The following is a 13777-nucleotide window of genomic DNA, read 5'->3' as shown; positions in this document are numbered from 1 at the left end:
CGATAGTGTCGTCCCTACGATGAGGGGCCACCCCTGCGCTTCACACCCGGGCCTGACGGCGACATGGTGACAGCGACGCCTCCAGCGATGCCGACGACGAGACGATTGACAAGGACCTGAAGTGAATATCCGCTCCCTCACTAGAGGCGACGGCGTGGTGATCGGAGCAGCGGTCTTGCTGTTCATCGCGTCGTTCCTCGACACCTATGGCGGCGACGGCAGCAACATCCCGAACGCCTGGGACAACCTCGGCCTGCTGATGACCATGTACATCGGTGGAATCGCGGGCGCGGCCCTGATCGTCGTTGCCCGTGCGCTGCCGCAGCCCCGCAAGGTCGTGGGCCTGGACCTCGGCCAGCTCGGTGTGGCGCTGGGCGTCTTCGCCGCGTGGACCTCGTTCTGGACGATCATCGACCCGGCCGGGTCGATCGACACGGACGGGTTCGACGTCGAGGTGGGCTCCGGCCTGATCCTCGGTCTGATCGCCGCCCTTCTGCTGGCCGGCGCCGCCGTGGCCTCTCCTCTGGTCCCGGCCCTCCAGGCCGCCCTCCTCCCGACGCCCCGCCCCGCCGCCCCGCAGCCCTACGGCGGTCAGCCGCAGGGTGGTTACGGCTACCCGGGCGCCCAGCAGCCGCAGCAGGGCCAGCCGCAGCCGTACGGCGGTCAGCCGCAGGCCGGTCAGCCCTTCGGCGGTCAGCCTCAGCCGCAGCAGCCTCAGCAGCCGCAGCCGGCCGGGGACTTCTCCCCGTTCTGGTTCGCCGTGCCGGTGCCGCGTCCGCTGTACGCGGAGGACGGTTCGCCGACGCCGATCGCCGAGCTCGCGCCGGGCACCTGGTACCTGGCTGTTGAGCAGCGCGGCCCGGGTCTCGTCGCGCAGACCCAGGACGGCCGTCGTGGTGTGCTCCAGGACACGAGCGGCATTCAGCGCGGCTGAGCCGTAGAAGTCGCACTGCGGCCCCTCACCCTTCCCGGTGAGGGGCCGTTGTCGTACAGTCGCCTCCCCCGGCTGACGCACCGTCAGGAGGCAGGTATGCGGCTCGGTCTCGCACTCGGCTACTGGGGGCGCGGCCCCGAACCCGGCCATGTGCCGCTGGCGCGGGAGGCCGAGCGGCTCGGTTACGACTCGGTGTGGACGGCGGAGAGCTGGGGGTCGGACGCCTTCACGCCGCTCACCTGGATCGCCGCGCAGACCTCAAGGATCGGGCTGGGGACGGCGGTTGCCCAGATGGCGGCCCGGTCGCCGACCACCACCGCCATGCACGCCCTCACCCTCGACCATCTCTCCGGCGGGCGGATGATGCTCGGGCTCGGGCTGTCGGGGCCGCAGGTGGTCGAGGGCTGGTACGGCCGTCCGTTCCCGAAGTCGCCGCTGACCGCGACCCGGGAGTACGTCGAGGTCGTACGGCAAGTCCTCAGGCGGGAGGCCCCCGTTGAGCTCGACGGCCGCTTCCATCCCCTGCCCTACCGCGGCGACGACGCCACCGGCCTCGGCAAGCCGCTGAAGCCGATCACCCACCCGCTGCGCCCGGACCTCCCCGTCCTCCTCGGCGCCGAGGGTCCGAAGAACGTGGCCCAGACGACCCGCATCGCCGACGGCTGGCTTCCCCTCTACTGGTCCCCCACCCGCCCCGAGGCCTACGCGCTCCCCGACCGCCTGCCGGAGGGCTTCCTCGTCGCCCCCATGGCCCGCGTCCAGGTCTGCGACGACGTCTGCGAAGGGCTGCTCCCGGTGAAGGCGATGCTCGGCTTCTACATCGGCGGCATGGGTCACGCGGCCCGCAACTTCCACGCCGACCTCATGGGACGCATGGGTTACGAGGAGGAGGCCCGGCGGATCCAGCGCCTGTTCCTGGACGGACACCGCGAGGAAGCCGTCCTGGCCGTCCCCGACGCCTTCGCCGACGAGATCTCCCTGGTCGGCCCGCGCGAACGCATCGCCGAGCGGCTGGAGTTGTGGCGCAAGGGCCCGGTGACGGACCTGCTGGCCCTGGCCCCGGACCCGCACACGCTACGGGTGCTGGCCGAGTTGAACACCTAGCGACGTTTCGTTCCCGGCCGAGCGGCAACCCGGGGGGCATGTCCCCTCGATATCGCACCAGTGCCAACTCGGCCGGCACGGTCATCGCGATCGTCGCCGACATCATGGCCCTGATCCTGGGCCTGTGGATCCTGATGTACCTGCTGGACGCCAACCGCGCGAACGACTTCGTGCAGTTCATCCATGACGCGGCCCGCTGGCTCGCGGGCTGGTCGCACGACCTGTTCACCTTCGACGAGGCGTGGGCGAGGGTGGTCGCGGGCTACGGTCTCGCCGCGGTCGTCTACCTGTTCGTCGGCCACGCGATCGCGAACAGGGTGCACCGGCACTGAGCGGAGCGCTGCGCAACGGGGGTCGGTGCGACGCCGGTCAGGGGCGCGGGGAACTGCGCGAACAGCCCCACCGGCCCGCAGCCGCCCGGCGACAAAACCCCCGAACTCTCAGGCGCAGCAGTCCGGGTCCAGCCCCGCCGGCAGGAGGTCGCCGCCGAACACCTGGCAGGTGGCCTCATGGCCCCCCAGCGCGGCGACCGCGAGCAGCAGCGACCCCGCCGTCCATGTCGTCAGCTCGCGCGGCCAGATCGCGTCGTCCTCGAAGACGTAGCCCGTCCAGTACAGGCCGCTCTCCTCGTCCCGCAGGTGCTGGATCGACTGGAGGATGTCCAGGGCGCGGTCGGACTCGCCCACCGCCCACAGGGCCAGGGCGAGTTCGGCGGACTCGCCGCCGGTCACCCAGGGGTTGGGGACGACGCAGCGCACGCCGAGTCCGGGGACGACGAAGGCGTCCCAGGACTCCTCGATGCGCGCCTTCGCCTCGGCGCCGGTGAGCGCACCGCCCAGGACCGGATAGTACCAGTCCATCGAGTAGCGGTTCTTGTCCAGGAACCGCTCCGGGTGCCGCCGGATCGCGTGCCGCAGGGCGCCGACCGCCAACTCCCAGTCCGGCTGCGGCTCTTCGCGCTGCTCGGCGATGGCGAGCGCGCACCGCAGCGCGTGGTGGACCGAGGAGGACCCGGTCAGCAGCGCGTCCGCCGTCGGCGTGCCGTCGTCGTCCCGCCGCCAGCCGATCTGTCCGCCGGGCTGCTGGAGCCGAAGGACGAACTCGGTCGCCGCGTAGACGGTGGGCCACATGCGGTCCAGGAAGGTGTCGTCGCCCGTGGACAGGTAGTGGTGCCAGACGCCCACGGCTATGTAGGCGACGAAGTTGGTCTCGCGCCCGCGGTCCGTGACGTCGTCGAAGGCTCCGTCGGCGTAGGCCGCGTACCAGGAGCCGTCGTTGTTCTGGTGCCGGGCCAGCCAGTCGTAGGCCCGCTCGGCGGCGTCGTGTTCGCCGGCCGCGTCCAGGCCCATGGCCGCCTCGACGTGGTCCCACGGGTCGAGGTGGTGGCCTCGGAACCACGGGATCGCGCCGTCCTCACGCTGTACGGCGAGCAGTCCGGCGACGGTCGCGGCGGCCTGCTCGGCGGTGAGGACCCCGGGCAGGACGAGGTGTTCTGTCCGGGGGGTGGTCACTTGGCGTCCACCCGGGGGAGGTGGGGCTTGGTCGCGTACGCCACGAAGCTCTTGCCGATGAGCGGGTTGAGGGCCTGTTCGGCCACCTTGGTCGCCAGCGGCTTCTTCATGATGTCCCAGACCAGCAGCTTGTGGTACGCCCGCACCGGCAGCGCCTTGTCGTTGTCGACGCCGAACGCGCACTTCAGCCACCAGTACGGGGAGTGCAGGGCGTGGGCGTGGTGAGTGCCGTACGGCTTGAGGCCGGCCTCGCGGATCTTCGCGAGCAGTTCGTCCGCCTTGTAGATGCGGATGTGGCCGCCCTCGACCTCGTGGTAGGCGTCGGACAGCGCCCAGCAGACCTTCTCGGGGCCGTAGCGGGGGACGGTGATGGCGATCCGGCCGCCGGGCCTGAGCACGCGGACCATCTCGGCGAGGACGCCCTTGTCGTCCGGGATGTGCTCCATGACCTCGGAGATGATCACGACGTCGAAGGACTCGTCGGGGAAGGGGAGGGCCAGGGCGTCGCCCTCCATCGCGGTGGCGGTGGCGCCCTCGGGGGCCTCACCGGCCTCCTTCATCGCCGCGAACCACTTGGCGACCTCGCGGATCTCCTCGCCGTTCTGGTCGAGGGCCACGACCTGGGCGCCGCGCCGGTAGCACTCGAACGCGTGCCGGCCGGCTCCGCAGCCGAGATCCAGGACACGGTCGCCCGGGGCGAGCGGGAACCGGGAGAAGTCGACGGTCAGCACGTGGCCCTGCTTTCGCGATCGGATACAACGTCAACAACTTCTGGAGCACCTGTAGCCACAGGTGCGCCCCCCGTCGGAGCCGCGGATGCTGCCCCCAGGGAACGGGCGATGGCCTCGCGGTAGTGGGCCACCGTTCCCTCCGCCGCTCGCGCCCACGTGAACTGCCGCAGTACCCGCTCGCGCCCGGCGGAGCCGAGCCGGGCCCGCAACTCCGCGTCGCCGAGAAGCCGGCTCAGCCCGGCGGCCAGCGCGCCCGCGTCCCCCGGCGGGACCGCCAGGCACGTCTCCCCGTCGCGGCCGGCAACCTCGGGGATCGCCCCGCCCGTCGTCGCGACGAGCGGCGTTCCCGTGGCCATGGCCTCGGCGGCCGGGAGGGAGAAGCCTTCGTAGAGGGAGGGGACGCAGGCGACCTGGGCCGAGCGGACGAGGTCGACCAGTTCGGCGTCGGAGATGCCCTTGACGAAGCGGACGGCGCCTTCGAGGCCGTAGCGCTCGACGGTCTGCGCGACCGGGCCCTCGGTGGGCTGCTTGCCGACGACGACGAGGTGGGCGTCGGGGTGTTCGGTGCGCACCTTGGCGAGGGCCTCGACGAGGAAGACCAGGCCCTTGAGCGGGACGTCCGCGCTGGACGTCGTCACGATGCGGCCGGGTACGACCGGCACCGACGGATCCGGCTTGAACAGGTCGGTGTCGGCGCCGATGTGGACGACGTGGACGCGGTCCTCGCGGACGCCGAGGTGGTCGACGATCTCCGTGCGCGAGGTGCCGGAGACGGTGAGCACGGAGGGCAGCCGGCGGGCGACGCGCTTCTGCATGCGGGTGAAGGCGTACCAGCGGCGTACGGAGTAGCGGCGCTTCCAGCCCTCGGCGGCGTCCAGCTCCAACTGCCGGTCCACGGTGATGGGGTGGTGGATGGTGGTGACCAGGGGGGCGCCGATGTCGCCCAACAGGCCGTAGCCGAGCGTCTGGTTGTCGTGCACGACGTCGAACCGGCCGCGCAGGGCGCGCAGATGGCGGCGGGCGCGCAGCGAGAAGGTCAGCGGTTCCGGGAAGCCGCCGGTCCACATCGTCGCCACTTCGAGGGCGTCGATCCAGTCGCGGTACTCGTCCCGCTTGGGGGTGCGAAAGGGGTCGGGCGAGCGGTACAGGTCGAGGCTGGGCAGCTCGACCAGGGGGACCCCTTCATCGAGGACCGGGTAGGGCTGGGAGCCGATGACCTCGACCCGGTGGCCGAGGCGGGCCAGCTCGCGGGAGAGGTGGCGGACGTAGACGCCCTGGCCGCCGCAGAACGGGTTCCCTTTGTAGGTGAGAAGCGCGATGTCGAGCGGTCGCTCGCCGTCTGCCGCGGGACCCTCGGGGGGACCCGCCTGACTGGCCTCAGCGGTCACTCCAGGCCCCCTTCTCCCTGCACTTTCCCGCGAGATTACGCCGGGACGCTAATCTAGAACAAGTTACAGACTTGATCGTTCAAGAGGCTCTGAATCTACCGGCAGGTAGCGGTGCTGGGAGCGGTGGATCAGGTGATTCACGCCACGGCCGAGGCCTGGCATGCTCTGTGTGATCACCAAGCCTCACCGACTGTCACGGAACGGGATCCATGCCTGCGGAAGCAAGTAGCGCACGCCCCGCCTCTCCGCCCCTCACCGAGCGGCAGGAGGCGCGCCGCCGTCGCATTCTGCACGCGAGCGCGCAGCTGGCCAGCCGGGGCGGTTTCGACGCGGTGCAGATGCGTGAGGTCGCCGAGTCCTCGCAGGTGGCCCTCGGCACCCTCTACCGCTACTTCCCGTCCAAGATCCATCTGCTGGTCGCCACGATGCAGGACCAGCTGGAGCACATGCACGGCACGCTGCGGAAGAAGCCGCCGGCCGGGGACACGGCGTCGGAGCGGGTGGCGGAGACGCTGATGCGGGCCTTTCGCGCGCTCCAGCGCGAGCCGCATCTGGCGGACGCCATGGTCCGCGCCCTGACCTTCGCGGACCGCAGCGTCTCTCCCGAGGTGGACCAGGTCTCCCGGCAGACGACCGCGATCATCCTGGACGCGATGGGCCAGGAGAACCCGACGCCGCAGCAGCTGTCCGCCGTCCGCGTCATCGAGCACACCTGGCACTCAGCGCTGATCACCTGGCTGTCGGGGCGGGCCTCCATCGCCCAGGTGAAGATCGACATAGAGACGGTCTGCCGGCTGATCGACCTCACGGCGCCCGCGGACACGTGAACGACCTACGAGACGGGCCTTCCGGACCGTCGACGTCGGCATTGGCGTAAGCGTTTGCTTTCCGCCCTTGTCGGCTACTCCGGTTCGGAGTACTGCACTACTCGCCTCGTAGGCCTAACTCCAGAATAGAACTTCTGGCCGGATAGGGAACCCCCGATAGCAAACTTTTTCGGGGAAAATCCGGGCGAACCCACTCCTCCGGCAGGAACGCCCACTCCTCCGGCAGGAACACCTACTCCTCCGGCGGAAACACCGGCTCTCCGCTCCCCAGCAGGCTGATCACGATCGCCTCCACCGGACAGTTCTCCGCCGCCGCCAGGATCCGTTCGTTCGCGTCGGTCTCCGCCTCGACCGGATGGGACTGCCGGCCGGTGTCGAGGCGGAAGCCGTCGGGGGCGTGGTGGACGCACTGGGCCGAGCCGATGCACACCGACCGGTCGACCTCGACATGCCAGCGGTCTCCCATCCTCCCTACGCCTCCCAGCCCGCCGGGAGGTGGATCATCTTGTGCTCCAGATACTCGCCGTACCCCTCCGGCCCGAACTCGCGCCCCAGTCCGGAGTTCTTGTAGCCGCCGAACGGGCCGAGCATGTCGAGGCTGAAGGTGTTGACCGAGTAGGTGCCGGTACGGACCCGGCGGGCGACGTCGATACCGCGCTCGACGTCGGCGGTCCACACGCTGCCGCTGAGCCCGTAGTCGGAGTCGTTGGCGATCTTCACGGCCTCGGACTCGTCGCCGTAGGGCAGCAGGCAGATCACCGGGCCGAAGATCTCCTCGCGGGCGATCCGCATGGAGTTGTCGACGTCGCCGAAGAGGGTCGGTTCGACGTACCAGCCCTTGTCCAGGCCCGGCGGGCGGCCCCCGCCCGTGAGGATCTTCGCGCCCTCCTCCTGGCCGATGCGGATGTAGTCGAGGTTCCTGCGCTGCTGGCGCTTCGCGACCAGCGGGCCGACCTGGGTGGCCGGGTCCAGCGGGTCGCCGACCACCAGGGCGCCGGCCGCCGCGGCGAAGGCCTCGGCGAACTCGTCGTAGCGCGAGCGCGGCAGCAGGATCCGGGTCTGGGCCACGCACGCCTGGCCGTTGTTCATCCAGGCGGCCGGGACGACACCGGCGACGGTCGTCCCGACGTCCGCGTCCGGCAGGACGACGGCGGCGGACTTGCCGCCCAGTTCGAGGGTGACGCGCGTGAGGTTCTTGGACGCCACTTCCATGACGCGCTTGCCCGCCGCGACCGACCCGGTGAAGGACACCTTGTCGACGCCCGGGTGCCCGACCAGGTACTCGCTGACCTCACGGTCGGCCGGAAGAATCGACAGCACGCCGTCGGGCAGCCCGGCGTCCTTCGCGATCTCGGCGAGGAGATAGGCGTCCAGCGGCGACTCGGGCGACGGCTTGAGCACGACCGTGCAGCCGGTGAGCAGCGCGGGCGCGAGCTTGGCGGCGGCGACGAACTGCGGGACGTTCCAGGGCACTACGGCGGCCACGACCCCGACCGGCTCGCGGCGCACGAGGATCTTCCCGAGCACTCCGTCGCGCTTCTCCTCGTAGGTGAAGTTCCGCGCGACCGTGATCGCCGCGTCCCACACCATCATCGCGCCGAGCGCCTGGGCGAGGACGCTCCAGGAGTACGGGGAGCCGTTCTCGGAGGAGATGACGCGGGCGATCTCCTCGTGCCGGGTGAGGATGCCGTCCTTGATACGGGTGACGATCTCGATGCGCTCGTCGAGGCTCGTGCGCGGCCAGGGCCCCTCGTCGAACGCCCTGCGCGCCGCCGCGACGGCCCGGTCCACGTCCGCGGAGGAGGCGTGCGGGACACGTCCGATGACCTGCTCGGTGTGCGGCGAGATCACCTCGATGACGTCCTTGCCGAGCGGGTCGGTCAACTCCCCGCCGATGAACAGCTGTCCGTGTTCCACGAGCTCGGTCATGCCCGACGCCTCCTGCGGAGCTGGAGCGGGTTTCTGTGGTCGTCCGCTTGATTTCTGACACTGTTTCAGAACTGATACCAGTTCTAGTTATAGTGGGCAATGGCCGTGAGGCGGAGGGCAGATGACGCATACGTACGATCATGGCGGGGGCGTACGGTCGGTTCGGGTGCCCATCCCGGCCAACCCCCTCGGGTACACGCTGGTGTACGTGGTGGACACCGATCGCGGGCCGGTGCTGGTCGACACCGGGTGGGACGACCCCGGCTCCTGGGACGCCCTCGCCGCGGGACTCACGGCTTGCGGCACCTCGCCCGGGGAGGTCCACGGTGTGGTGATCACCCACCATCACCCCGACCACCACGGCCTGTCGGGCAAGGTCCGCGAGGCCTCCGGCGCCTGGGTGGCGATGCATGCGGCGGACGCGGCGATCGTCCGGCGTACGCGGGAGGCGCGGCCCGAGCGCTGGTTCGCGTACATGGCGGACAAGCTCACGGCGGCCGGCGCCCCCGACGCGCATGTGGCACCCCTCCGCACGGCCCGGCGCGCCTTGCCGGGCTTCTCCCCCGCCCTGCCCGACCGCGAGATCGTCCCCGGCGAACTCCTCGGCATTCCCGGGCGCCGCCTGCGGGCGATCTGGACGCCGGGTCACACGCCCGGCCATGTCTGTCTGCACCTGGAGGAGGAGCACCCGGCCCAACTGCCTGGCCACGGGCGCCTGTTCTCCGGCGACCATCTGCTGCCCGAGATCACCCCGCACATCGGCCTGTACGAGGACCCGGACGACGACACCGTCACCGACCCCCTCGGCGACTACCTCGACTCCCTGGAGCGGGTCGGCCGGATCGCCCCCGCCGAGATCCTCCCGGCGCACCAGCACGCCTTCACCGACGCACCCGCGCGGGTACGGGAGTTGCTCGTCCATCACGAGGACCGCCTCACCGGTCTGCTCGCCCTCCTCGCCGAGCCGCTCACTCCCTGGCAGCTCGCCGAACGGATGGAGTGGAACCGACCCTGGGACCAAATCCCCTACGGATCACGGAACATCGCCGTCTCGGAGGCCGAGGCGCATCTGCGGCGGCTGGTGAAGCTGGGGCGGGCGGAGGCGGTGGCGGGGGGCGAGCCGGTGGCGTACGTGGCCGTTTGATCACCCGCTCGCCGCATGCTGCATCACCCGCTCACCGGGCACCGCATCACCCGCTCGCCGCGTACTCCACCCCTTCCTCGTACGACATGGCGCGCCCCTCCGCGAACGCCCGCTCGTAGGCCGCGTCGCCGATCGCCGCGCGCAGGCGGAGTTCGTGGGAGCGGCGGGCGGCGAGGAGGTCGGGGGAGCTCATCTGGTCGCCGCCGGTCAGTTCCCAGACGTGGGTGGCGAGGCCGAGGACGCGGGCGGCGCGGTGGTTCTCTCCGGTGGCGAGGAGCGCGGCGGCCAGCGCGTCCAGGGCGATGGCGCTGACGACGACGTTGCGGATCGCCGCGCTGTTGGCGATCGCACTGCGGGCGCTGCGCGCGGCGGCGGACGCGTCCCCCCGGACCAGATCGCTCTGGGCGACGAGGTAGTCGGCGGCCGTACCCTCCCAGGACCCGCGTTCGCCGGAGGCCTCGCGTACCTCGACGGCGACGGCGCGCGAGGCCTCGTGCTCGCCGCGCAGCTGGTGCGCGAAGGCCAGGGTGAGCCGCAACTGGAGCTGGACGGCCCCGAATCCGTCCGCCCGCGGCGGGACTCGGGGAGCGGTGGTCAGGATCGCGGCCGCCTCGTCCGGAAGGCCGCTCAGCACCAGCCGGCTGCCCTCCAGATACATGGCGGCGGCCTGCACCGCCGGGTCGGCCTCCGCCCGGGCCTCGTCGGCGCACCGCGCCACGAAGCGGGCCAGCGTGTCCAGGTCTCCCTGGACGATGGCCACCGCTCCCCGCGCCCACAGTGCGCGGGTGCGCGCCGGGCCGGGCGGCGGGTCGTGGGCGAGCACCTGGTCGAGACAGTGCCGGGCCTCGCGCAGATGCCCGCAGTGCCGCCATACGAACCCGATGTCGCCCGCCATCTCCAGGGCGAGGTCCCGGTCCGGGCCGTCCAGGGCGCAGTCCAGAGCACCGCGCAGATTGGCGTGCTCGACGAGGGCCCATCTGCTCCAGTGGACCTGCCGCCCGGCGTTCCACTCGCTCCAGGCCTCGCGGGCCAGCCGCCGGTAGTAGTCGCGGTGGCGTTGCCGTACGGCCTGTTCCTCGCCCAGTTCGCACAGCCAGTCGGCGCCGTACTCGCGGACGGTGTCGAGCATCCGGAAGCGGGCCGGATCGGCATGGTCGGGCTGCACGATCGAGCAGGCCACGAGCCGGTCCAGGAGCCTTTCCACCTGCTCGGCGGGGAGCGGGCCGCCCGCGCAGACCCGGGTGGCGGCGTCCCGGGCGAAGCTCCCCGCGAAGACGGACAGCCGGGCCCACAGCAGTCGTTCCAGCGGGGCGCACAGCTCGTGGCTCCAGCCGATCGTGGTGCGCAGGGCGTGGTGGCGCGGCAGTCCTTCCGCGCTGTCCGAGGTCAGCAGGTCGAAGCGGGAGGACCGGGCGCCGAGGCGGGAGAGCAGTTCGGGCAGCGGGAGTTCGGACAGGCGGGCGGCGGCGAGTTCGATGGCGAGGGGGACGCCGTCGAGGCTGCGGCAGGCCTGGGCGACCGGCCGCCGGGTGGCGGCGTCGAGGGTGAAGCCGGGCACGGCACGGGCGGCCCGTTCGGCGAACAGGGCGTCCGCGTCGGCCTGTTCGCCGGTCTCCGGATCGCCGACCGGCAGCGGGTCGACGGTCAGGGTCCGCTCCTGCGGCAGCCCCAGCCGTGCGCGGCTGGTGGCGAGGACGCGTACGCCGGGTGCGGCGGCCGTCAGTTCGGCGGTCAGGGCGGCGCAGTCCGCCAGCAGATGCTCGCAGGAGTCGAGGATCAGCAGCAGCCGTTTGTCCCGTGCCCAGGCGACGACGGCCTCGGCCGCCGGGCGCGTGGTGCCGTCGGCGAGACCGAGCGCCTCCATCACGGCGAGCGGCACCAGGCCCTCGGCGTGCAGCGCGGACAGCTCCACCAGCCATGCGCCGTCCGGGTAGGCCTCCCGCGCACGGCCCGCTGCGCGCAGGGCGAGGCCGGTCTTGCCGACTCCGCCGGGGCCGACCAGGCTCACCGCCCGGCCCCCGCCCTCGGACGCCAACTCGGCTGCCAGCCAGGCCAGTTCGGCCGACCGGCCGACGAATCCGTGCGCCTCCGGCGGCAGGTTGCCCGGCGTTCCCCTGCCCGGTTCCCTCGACTTCCCCGACACACCGGACAGTCTCGCGCCATCCGGGGGCCGGTTGGCGCGTTGCCCGCGAACCGGAAGCAAGAGGCACAAAAGGCGGCAGGCATGCGCCTATTCGATCGATGACCGACAAGTCACTCTCCGTGAGGGTCGGATGAGGGATATTCGGTCAACGCGTGCGGGGCGAGAGGGAGCAAGGGGGGCAACCGATGGACGCCAATGGCCTGGACAGCGGGACGGGCATGCACCTGTTCACCCTGGTGACGCTGCTGCTGATCGGTCCGCTGCTGGCCTGCGCCTGGCTGAGCGTCCGGCAGACCTTCCTCGCCTCCTGCGCGGCGGTGACGCTCGCGGTGGCGGCGGGCCTCGGCCACGGTGTGCTGCTGCACGCCGACTTCGCCCTCCGCCTCGGCGGGCTCGTGACGGGCTGCGCGGTCACGCTCTACGCGGCCCGCCGGCGCAGCATGCTCGAAGCGGCGCTCGACGGCGCCCGCGAGGTGGCCCGGATCACCCAGCGGGTCATCATGCGCCCCATCTCCCGCAATCTGTCCGGCACGCACGTGTGCACGCGTTACGTCAGCGCCGCCGCCGAGTCGACGCTCGGCGGAGACCTCTACGACGTCGCCGTGACGCCGTTCGGCCTGCGTGTCCTCGTCGGCGACGTCCGCGGCCACGACCTGGAGGCGCTGCGGCTGACCGCGGCGACCCTCACCGCCTTCCGCGAGGTGGCCTACACGGCACCCGACCTGCCCGCGCTGGTCACCGGCCTGGACAAGCGGCTGGCCCCGGAACTCGGCCCCGAGGACTTCGTGACGGCCGTGCTCGCCGAGTTCGCCGCGGGCGAGGTCCGGCTGGTCAACTGCGGCCACCCCGCGCCCGTACGCTCCGGCCAGCGCACCGAACTCCTCGAACCGGCGGTGCCGACCCCGCCGTTGGGCCTGCACCCCGATCCGCCGCAGTACCGCGTACGGCTCCAGCCGGGCGACCGTCTCCTGCTGTACACCGACGGCCTGACCGAGGCCCGCAACCCCGACGGCACCTCGTTCCCCCTCCTCCCCGAGGTGACCCGAGCCCTGCGCGAGCCCCTCCCCGACGACGCCCTGGACCACCTCCACACCAGCTTCCTCACCCACACGACCGGCGGCGCCCCCTACGACGACCTGACCCTGGTGCTGTGCCAGCCGACCGGGGTGTCGGCGGCGATCCCGGTGACCTAGGGCAGGAACGTCCGGATCAGCGCCTCCGCCTCCCCGAGAACCTCGACCTCCCGCGCGCTCAACGTCGGATTGACCGCACGCCGCCGCAGCGCCTCGGCCAGGCCGTCCTCGGTGAGCGCGAAGGGGTCGGCGAGCAGCCCGGCCAGTCCCTCCCGGGCGGTCGCGGCGAACTCCTCGGTGCCGACGGCGACCTGAGCGAGGATCACCGCGGACATGCCCCAGTCCAGGCCGGGTTCGCCCTCCTCGGTGTTGCTCCAGTCGATCACCCGCGGGCCGTCCGGGGTCAGCTCCCCCAGCTCTCAACTTCGTTCGAGCCGGGGGGACCCCCATCGTTGTCCGGATGCAGGTCGAGGTGGAGGATCCGGGCGCCGGCCGAGTGCCGGGCCGGAACGGTGTGCAGCTGCCGCAGCAGCCCGGCCAGCATCTCCCCCGCCTCGCGCGTGCCGATCAGCCCCTCGCCGAAGGCCTGGAGCATCGTCGGCCCCGACAGCCGCTCCATCACCAGCTCCGTGCGCGAGGAGTCCGCGAGCCGCACCCGGGGCACCGGGTAGCCGTGCGCGCGTACGTGCTCCATCACGGCGCCCTCGGCGAGCGCGTTCCCCCATCCCTCCCGGTCGCGGCGCAGCACCCACGCCTCGTCGATCTCGTACACATCCGCCGCTCGCCCCGAGCCGAGCAGTCTCCCCGTGATCTGCATGGCCGTGAACCTACCGGCCCCCATGGCCGCATGTTTACGGGCCGGTAGAGTGGCCGCGTCGTCATCACGCCCGTACGGGGGGAAGCCGGTGCAAATCCGGCGCTGACCCGCAACCGTGAGCAGACCGAGTCTGTGAGCCGGACTGCCCCGTACGGATCGTGAAGGGCTCACGTGCG

Annotated in this window: 12 protein-coding genes, 1 pseudogene and 1 riboswitch; of the genes and pseudogenes, 6 read left to right on the top strand and 7 right to left on the bottom strand. The window is 71.7% G+C overall.

Annotation, left to right across the window (positions count from 1 at the left end; all coding sequences use genetic code 11):
- Positions 1–121 precede the first annotated feature (121 nt).
- From AB0Q90_RS06235 to AB0Q90_RS06225, 3 genes are all read left to right on the top strand, one after another.
- Positions 122–934: a hypothetical protein gene (locus AB0Q90_RS06235; protein ID WP_363159571.1), complete on the top strand. Its 813-nt coding sequence runs from the start codon at positions 122–124 to the stop codon at positions 932–934.
- A 96-nt stretch (positions 935–1030) separates the two neighbouring features.
- The gene (locus tag AB0Q90_RS06230) at positions 1031–2038 is read left to right on the top strand and encodes an LLM class F420-dependent oxidoreductase (protein WP_363159572.1); all 1008 of its coding nucleotides are present in this window, start codon (positions 1031–1033) and stop codon (positions 2036–2038) included.
- A 38-nt stretch (positions 2039–2076) separates the two neighbouring features.
- Positions 2077–2370 carry a hypothetical protein gene (locus AB0Q90_RS06225; protein WP_363159573.1) on the top strand — a complete coding sequence of 98 codons (294 nt, stop codon included), beginning with the start codon at positions 2077–2079 and terminating at the stop codon, positions 2368–2370.
- 108 nt (positions 2371–2478) lie between these two features.
- Here AB0Q90_RS06225 and AB0Q90_RS06220 read toward each other — a convergent pair whose 3' ends face one another.
- From AB0Q90_RS06220 to AB0Q90_RS06210, 3 genes are read right to left on the bottom strand one after another with little or no spacing between them, the layout of a single operon-like run.
- The gene (locus AB0Q90_RS06220) at positions 2479–3549 is read right to left on the bottom strand and encodes a prenyltransferase (protein WP_363159574.1); all 1071 of its coding nucleotides are present in this window, start codon (positions 3547–3549) and stop codon (positions 2479–2481) included.
- Positions 3546–4280, bottom strand: a complete 735-nt coding sequence (locus AB0Q90_RS06215; RefSeq protein WP_363159575.1) for a class I SAM-dependent methyltransferase — start codon at positions 4278–4280, stop codon at positions 3546–3548. Before AB0Q90_RS06215 ends, AB0Q90_RS06220 begins: the two co-directional genes overlap by 4 nt.
- Positions 4274–5668: a glycosyltransferase family 4 protein gene (locus AB0Q90_RS06210; RefSeq protein ID WP_363159577.1), complete on the bottom strand. Its 1395-nt coding sequence runs from the start codon at positions 5666–5668 to the stop codon at positions 4274–4276. The genes AB0Q90_RS06215 and AB0Q90_RS06210 overlap by 7 nt, the downstream gene beginning before the upstream one ends.
- A 209-nt stretch (positions 5669–5877) precedes the next feature.
- Here AB0Q90_RS06210 and AB0Q90_RS06205 point away from each other — a divergent pair, with 209 nt between their 5' ends.
- Entirely contained in the window at positions 5878–6495 is a 618-nt protein-coding gene (locus tag AB0Q90_RS06205) for a TetR family transcriptional regulator (RefSeq protein WP_363159578.1), read from the top strand.
- 232 nt (positions 6496–6727) lie between these two features.
- Here the strand turns inward: AB0Q90_RS06205 and AB0Q90_RS06200 are convergent, their stop codons facing one another.
- A complete protein-coding gene (locus AB0Q90_RS06200; RefSeq protein ID WP_363159580.1) occupies positions 6728–6961 on the bottom strand; it encodes a ferredoxin in 234 nt (77 codons plus the stop codon).
- 5 nt (positions 6962–6966) lie between these two features.
- On the bottom strand, positions 6967–8424 hold the full coding sequence (locus AB0Q90_RS06195) for an aldehyde dehydrogenase (protein ID WP_363159581.1): 1458 nt from the start codon (positions 8422–8424) through the stop codon (positions 6967–6969).
- A 121-nt stretch (positions 8425–8545) separates the two neighbouring features.
- Between AB0Q90_RS06195 and AB0Q90_RS06190 the strand changes: the two genes are divergently transcribed.
- A complete protein-coding gene (locus AB0Q90_RS06190; RefSeq protein ID WP_363159582.1) occupies positions 8546–9568 on the top strand; it encodes an MBL fold metallo-hydrolase in 1023 nt (340 codons plus the stop codon).
- Positions 9569–9614: 46 nt separating this feature from the next.
- Here the strand turns inward: AB0Q90_RS06190 and AB0Q90_RS06185 are convergent, their stop codons facing one another.
- Complete coding sequence (locus AB0Q90_RS06185; protein WP_363159583.1) at positions 9615–11711, bottom strand: hypothetical protein; 2097 nt, start codon at positions 11709–11711, stop codon at positions 9615–9617.
- Between the two features lie 185 nt (positions 11712–11896).
- Here AB0Q90_RS06185 and AB0Q90_RS06180 point away from each other — a divergent pair, with 185 nt between their 5' ends.
- The gene (locus AB0Q90_RS06180; RefSeq protein WP_363159584.1) at positions 11897–12904 is read left to right on the top strand and encodes a PP2C family protein-serine/threonine phosphatase; all 1008 of its coding nucleotides are present in this window, start codon (positions 11897–11899) and stop codon (positions 12902–12904) included.
- On the opposite strand, the pseudogene AB0Q90_RS06175 reads toward AB0Q90_RS06180, so the two are convergent.
- Positions 12901–13601 (bottom strand): annotated as a pseudogene (locus AB0Q90_RS06175) (phosphotransferase). The gene AB0Q90_RS06180 and the pseudogene AB0Q90_RS06175 sit on opposite strands and share 4 nt — an antisense overlap.
- A gap of 78 nt (positions 13602–13679) precedes the next feature.
- Positions 13680–13749: riboswitch (cobalamin riboswitch) on the top strand.
- The last annotated feature ends 28 nt before the right edge of the window (positions 13750–13777 follow it).

It is taken from the genome of Streptomyces sp. NPDC079141 (assembly GCF_040686775.1).
Classification (GTDB): Bacteria; Actinomycetota; Actinomycetes; order Streptomycetales; family Streptomycetaceae; genus Streptomyces.
Note: the sequence above shows the minus strand (reverse complement) of the source record. Positions and strands in the feature narration are given on the sequence as shown.

Excerpts from the sequence above, each read along its gene's own strand:
- AB0Q90_RS06180 (WP_363159584.1), top strand. The coding sequence starts at position 11,897 with ATGGACGCCAATGGCCTGGACAGCGGGACGGGCATGCACCTGTTCACC.
- AB0Q90_RS06195 (WP_363159581.1), bottom strand. The coding sequence starts at position 8,424 with ATGACCGAGCTCGTGGAACACGGACAGCTGTTCATCGGCGGGGAGTTG.
- AB0Q90_RS06200 (WP_363159580.1), bottom strand. The coding sequence starts at position 6,961 with ATGGGAGACCGCTGGCATGTCGAGGTCGACCGGTCGGTGTGCATCGGC.
- AB0Q90_RS06205 (WP_363159578.1), top strand. The coding sequence starts at position 5,878 with ATGCCTGCGGAAGCAAGTAGCGCACGCCCCGCCTCTCCGCCCCTCACC.
- AB0Q90_RS06190 (WP_363159582.1), top strand. The coding sequence starts at position 8,546 with ATGACGCATACGTACGATCATGGCGGGGGCGTACGGTCGGTTCGGGTG.
- AB0Q90_RS06225 (WP_363159573.1), top strand. The coding sequence starts at position 2,077 with ATGTCCCCTCGATATCGCACCAGTGCCAACTCGGCCGGCACGGTCATC.
- AB0Q90_RS06230 (WP_363159572.1), top strand. The coding sequence starts at position 1,031 with ATGCGGCTCGGTCTCGCACTCGGCTACTGGGGGCGCGGCCCCGAACCC.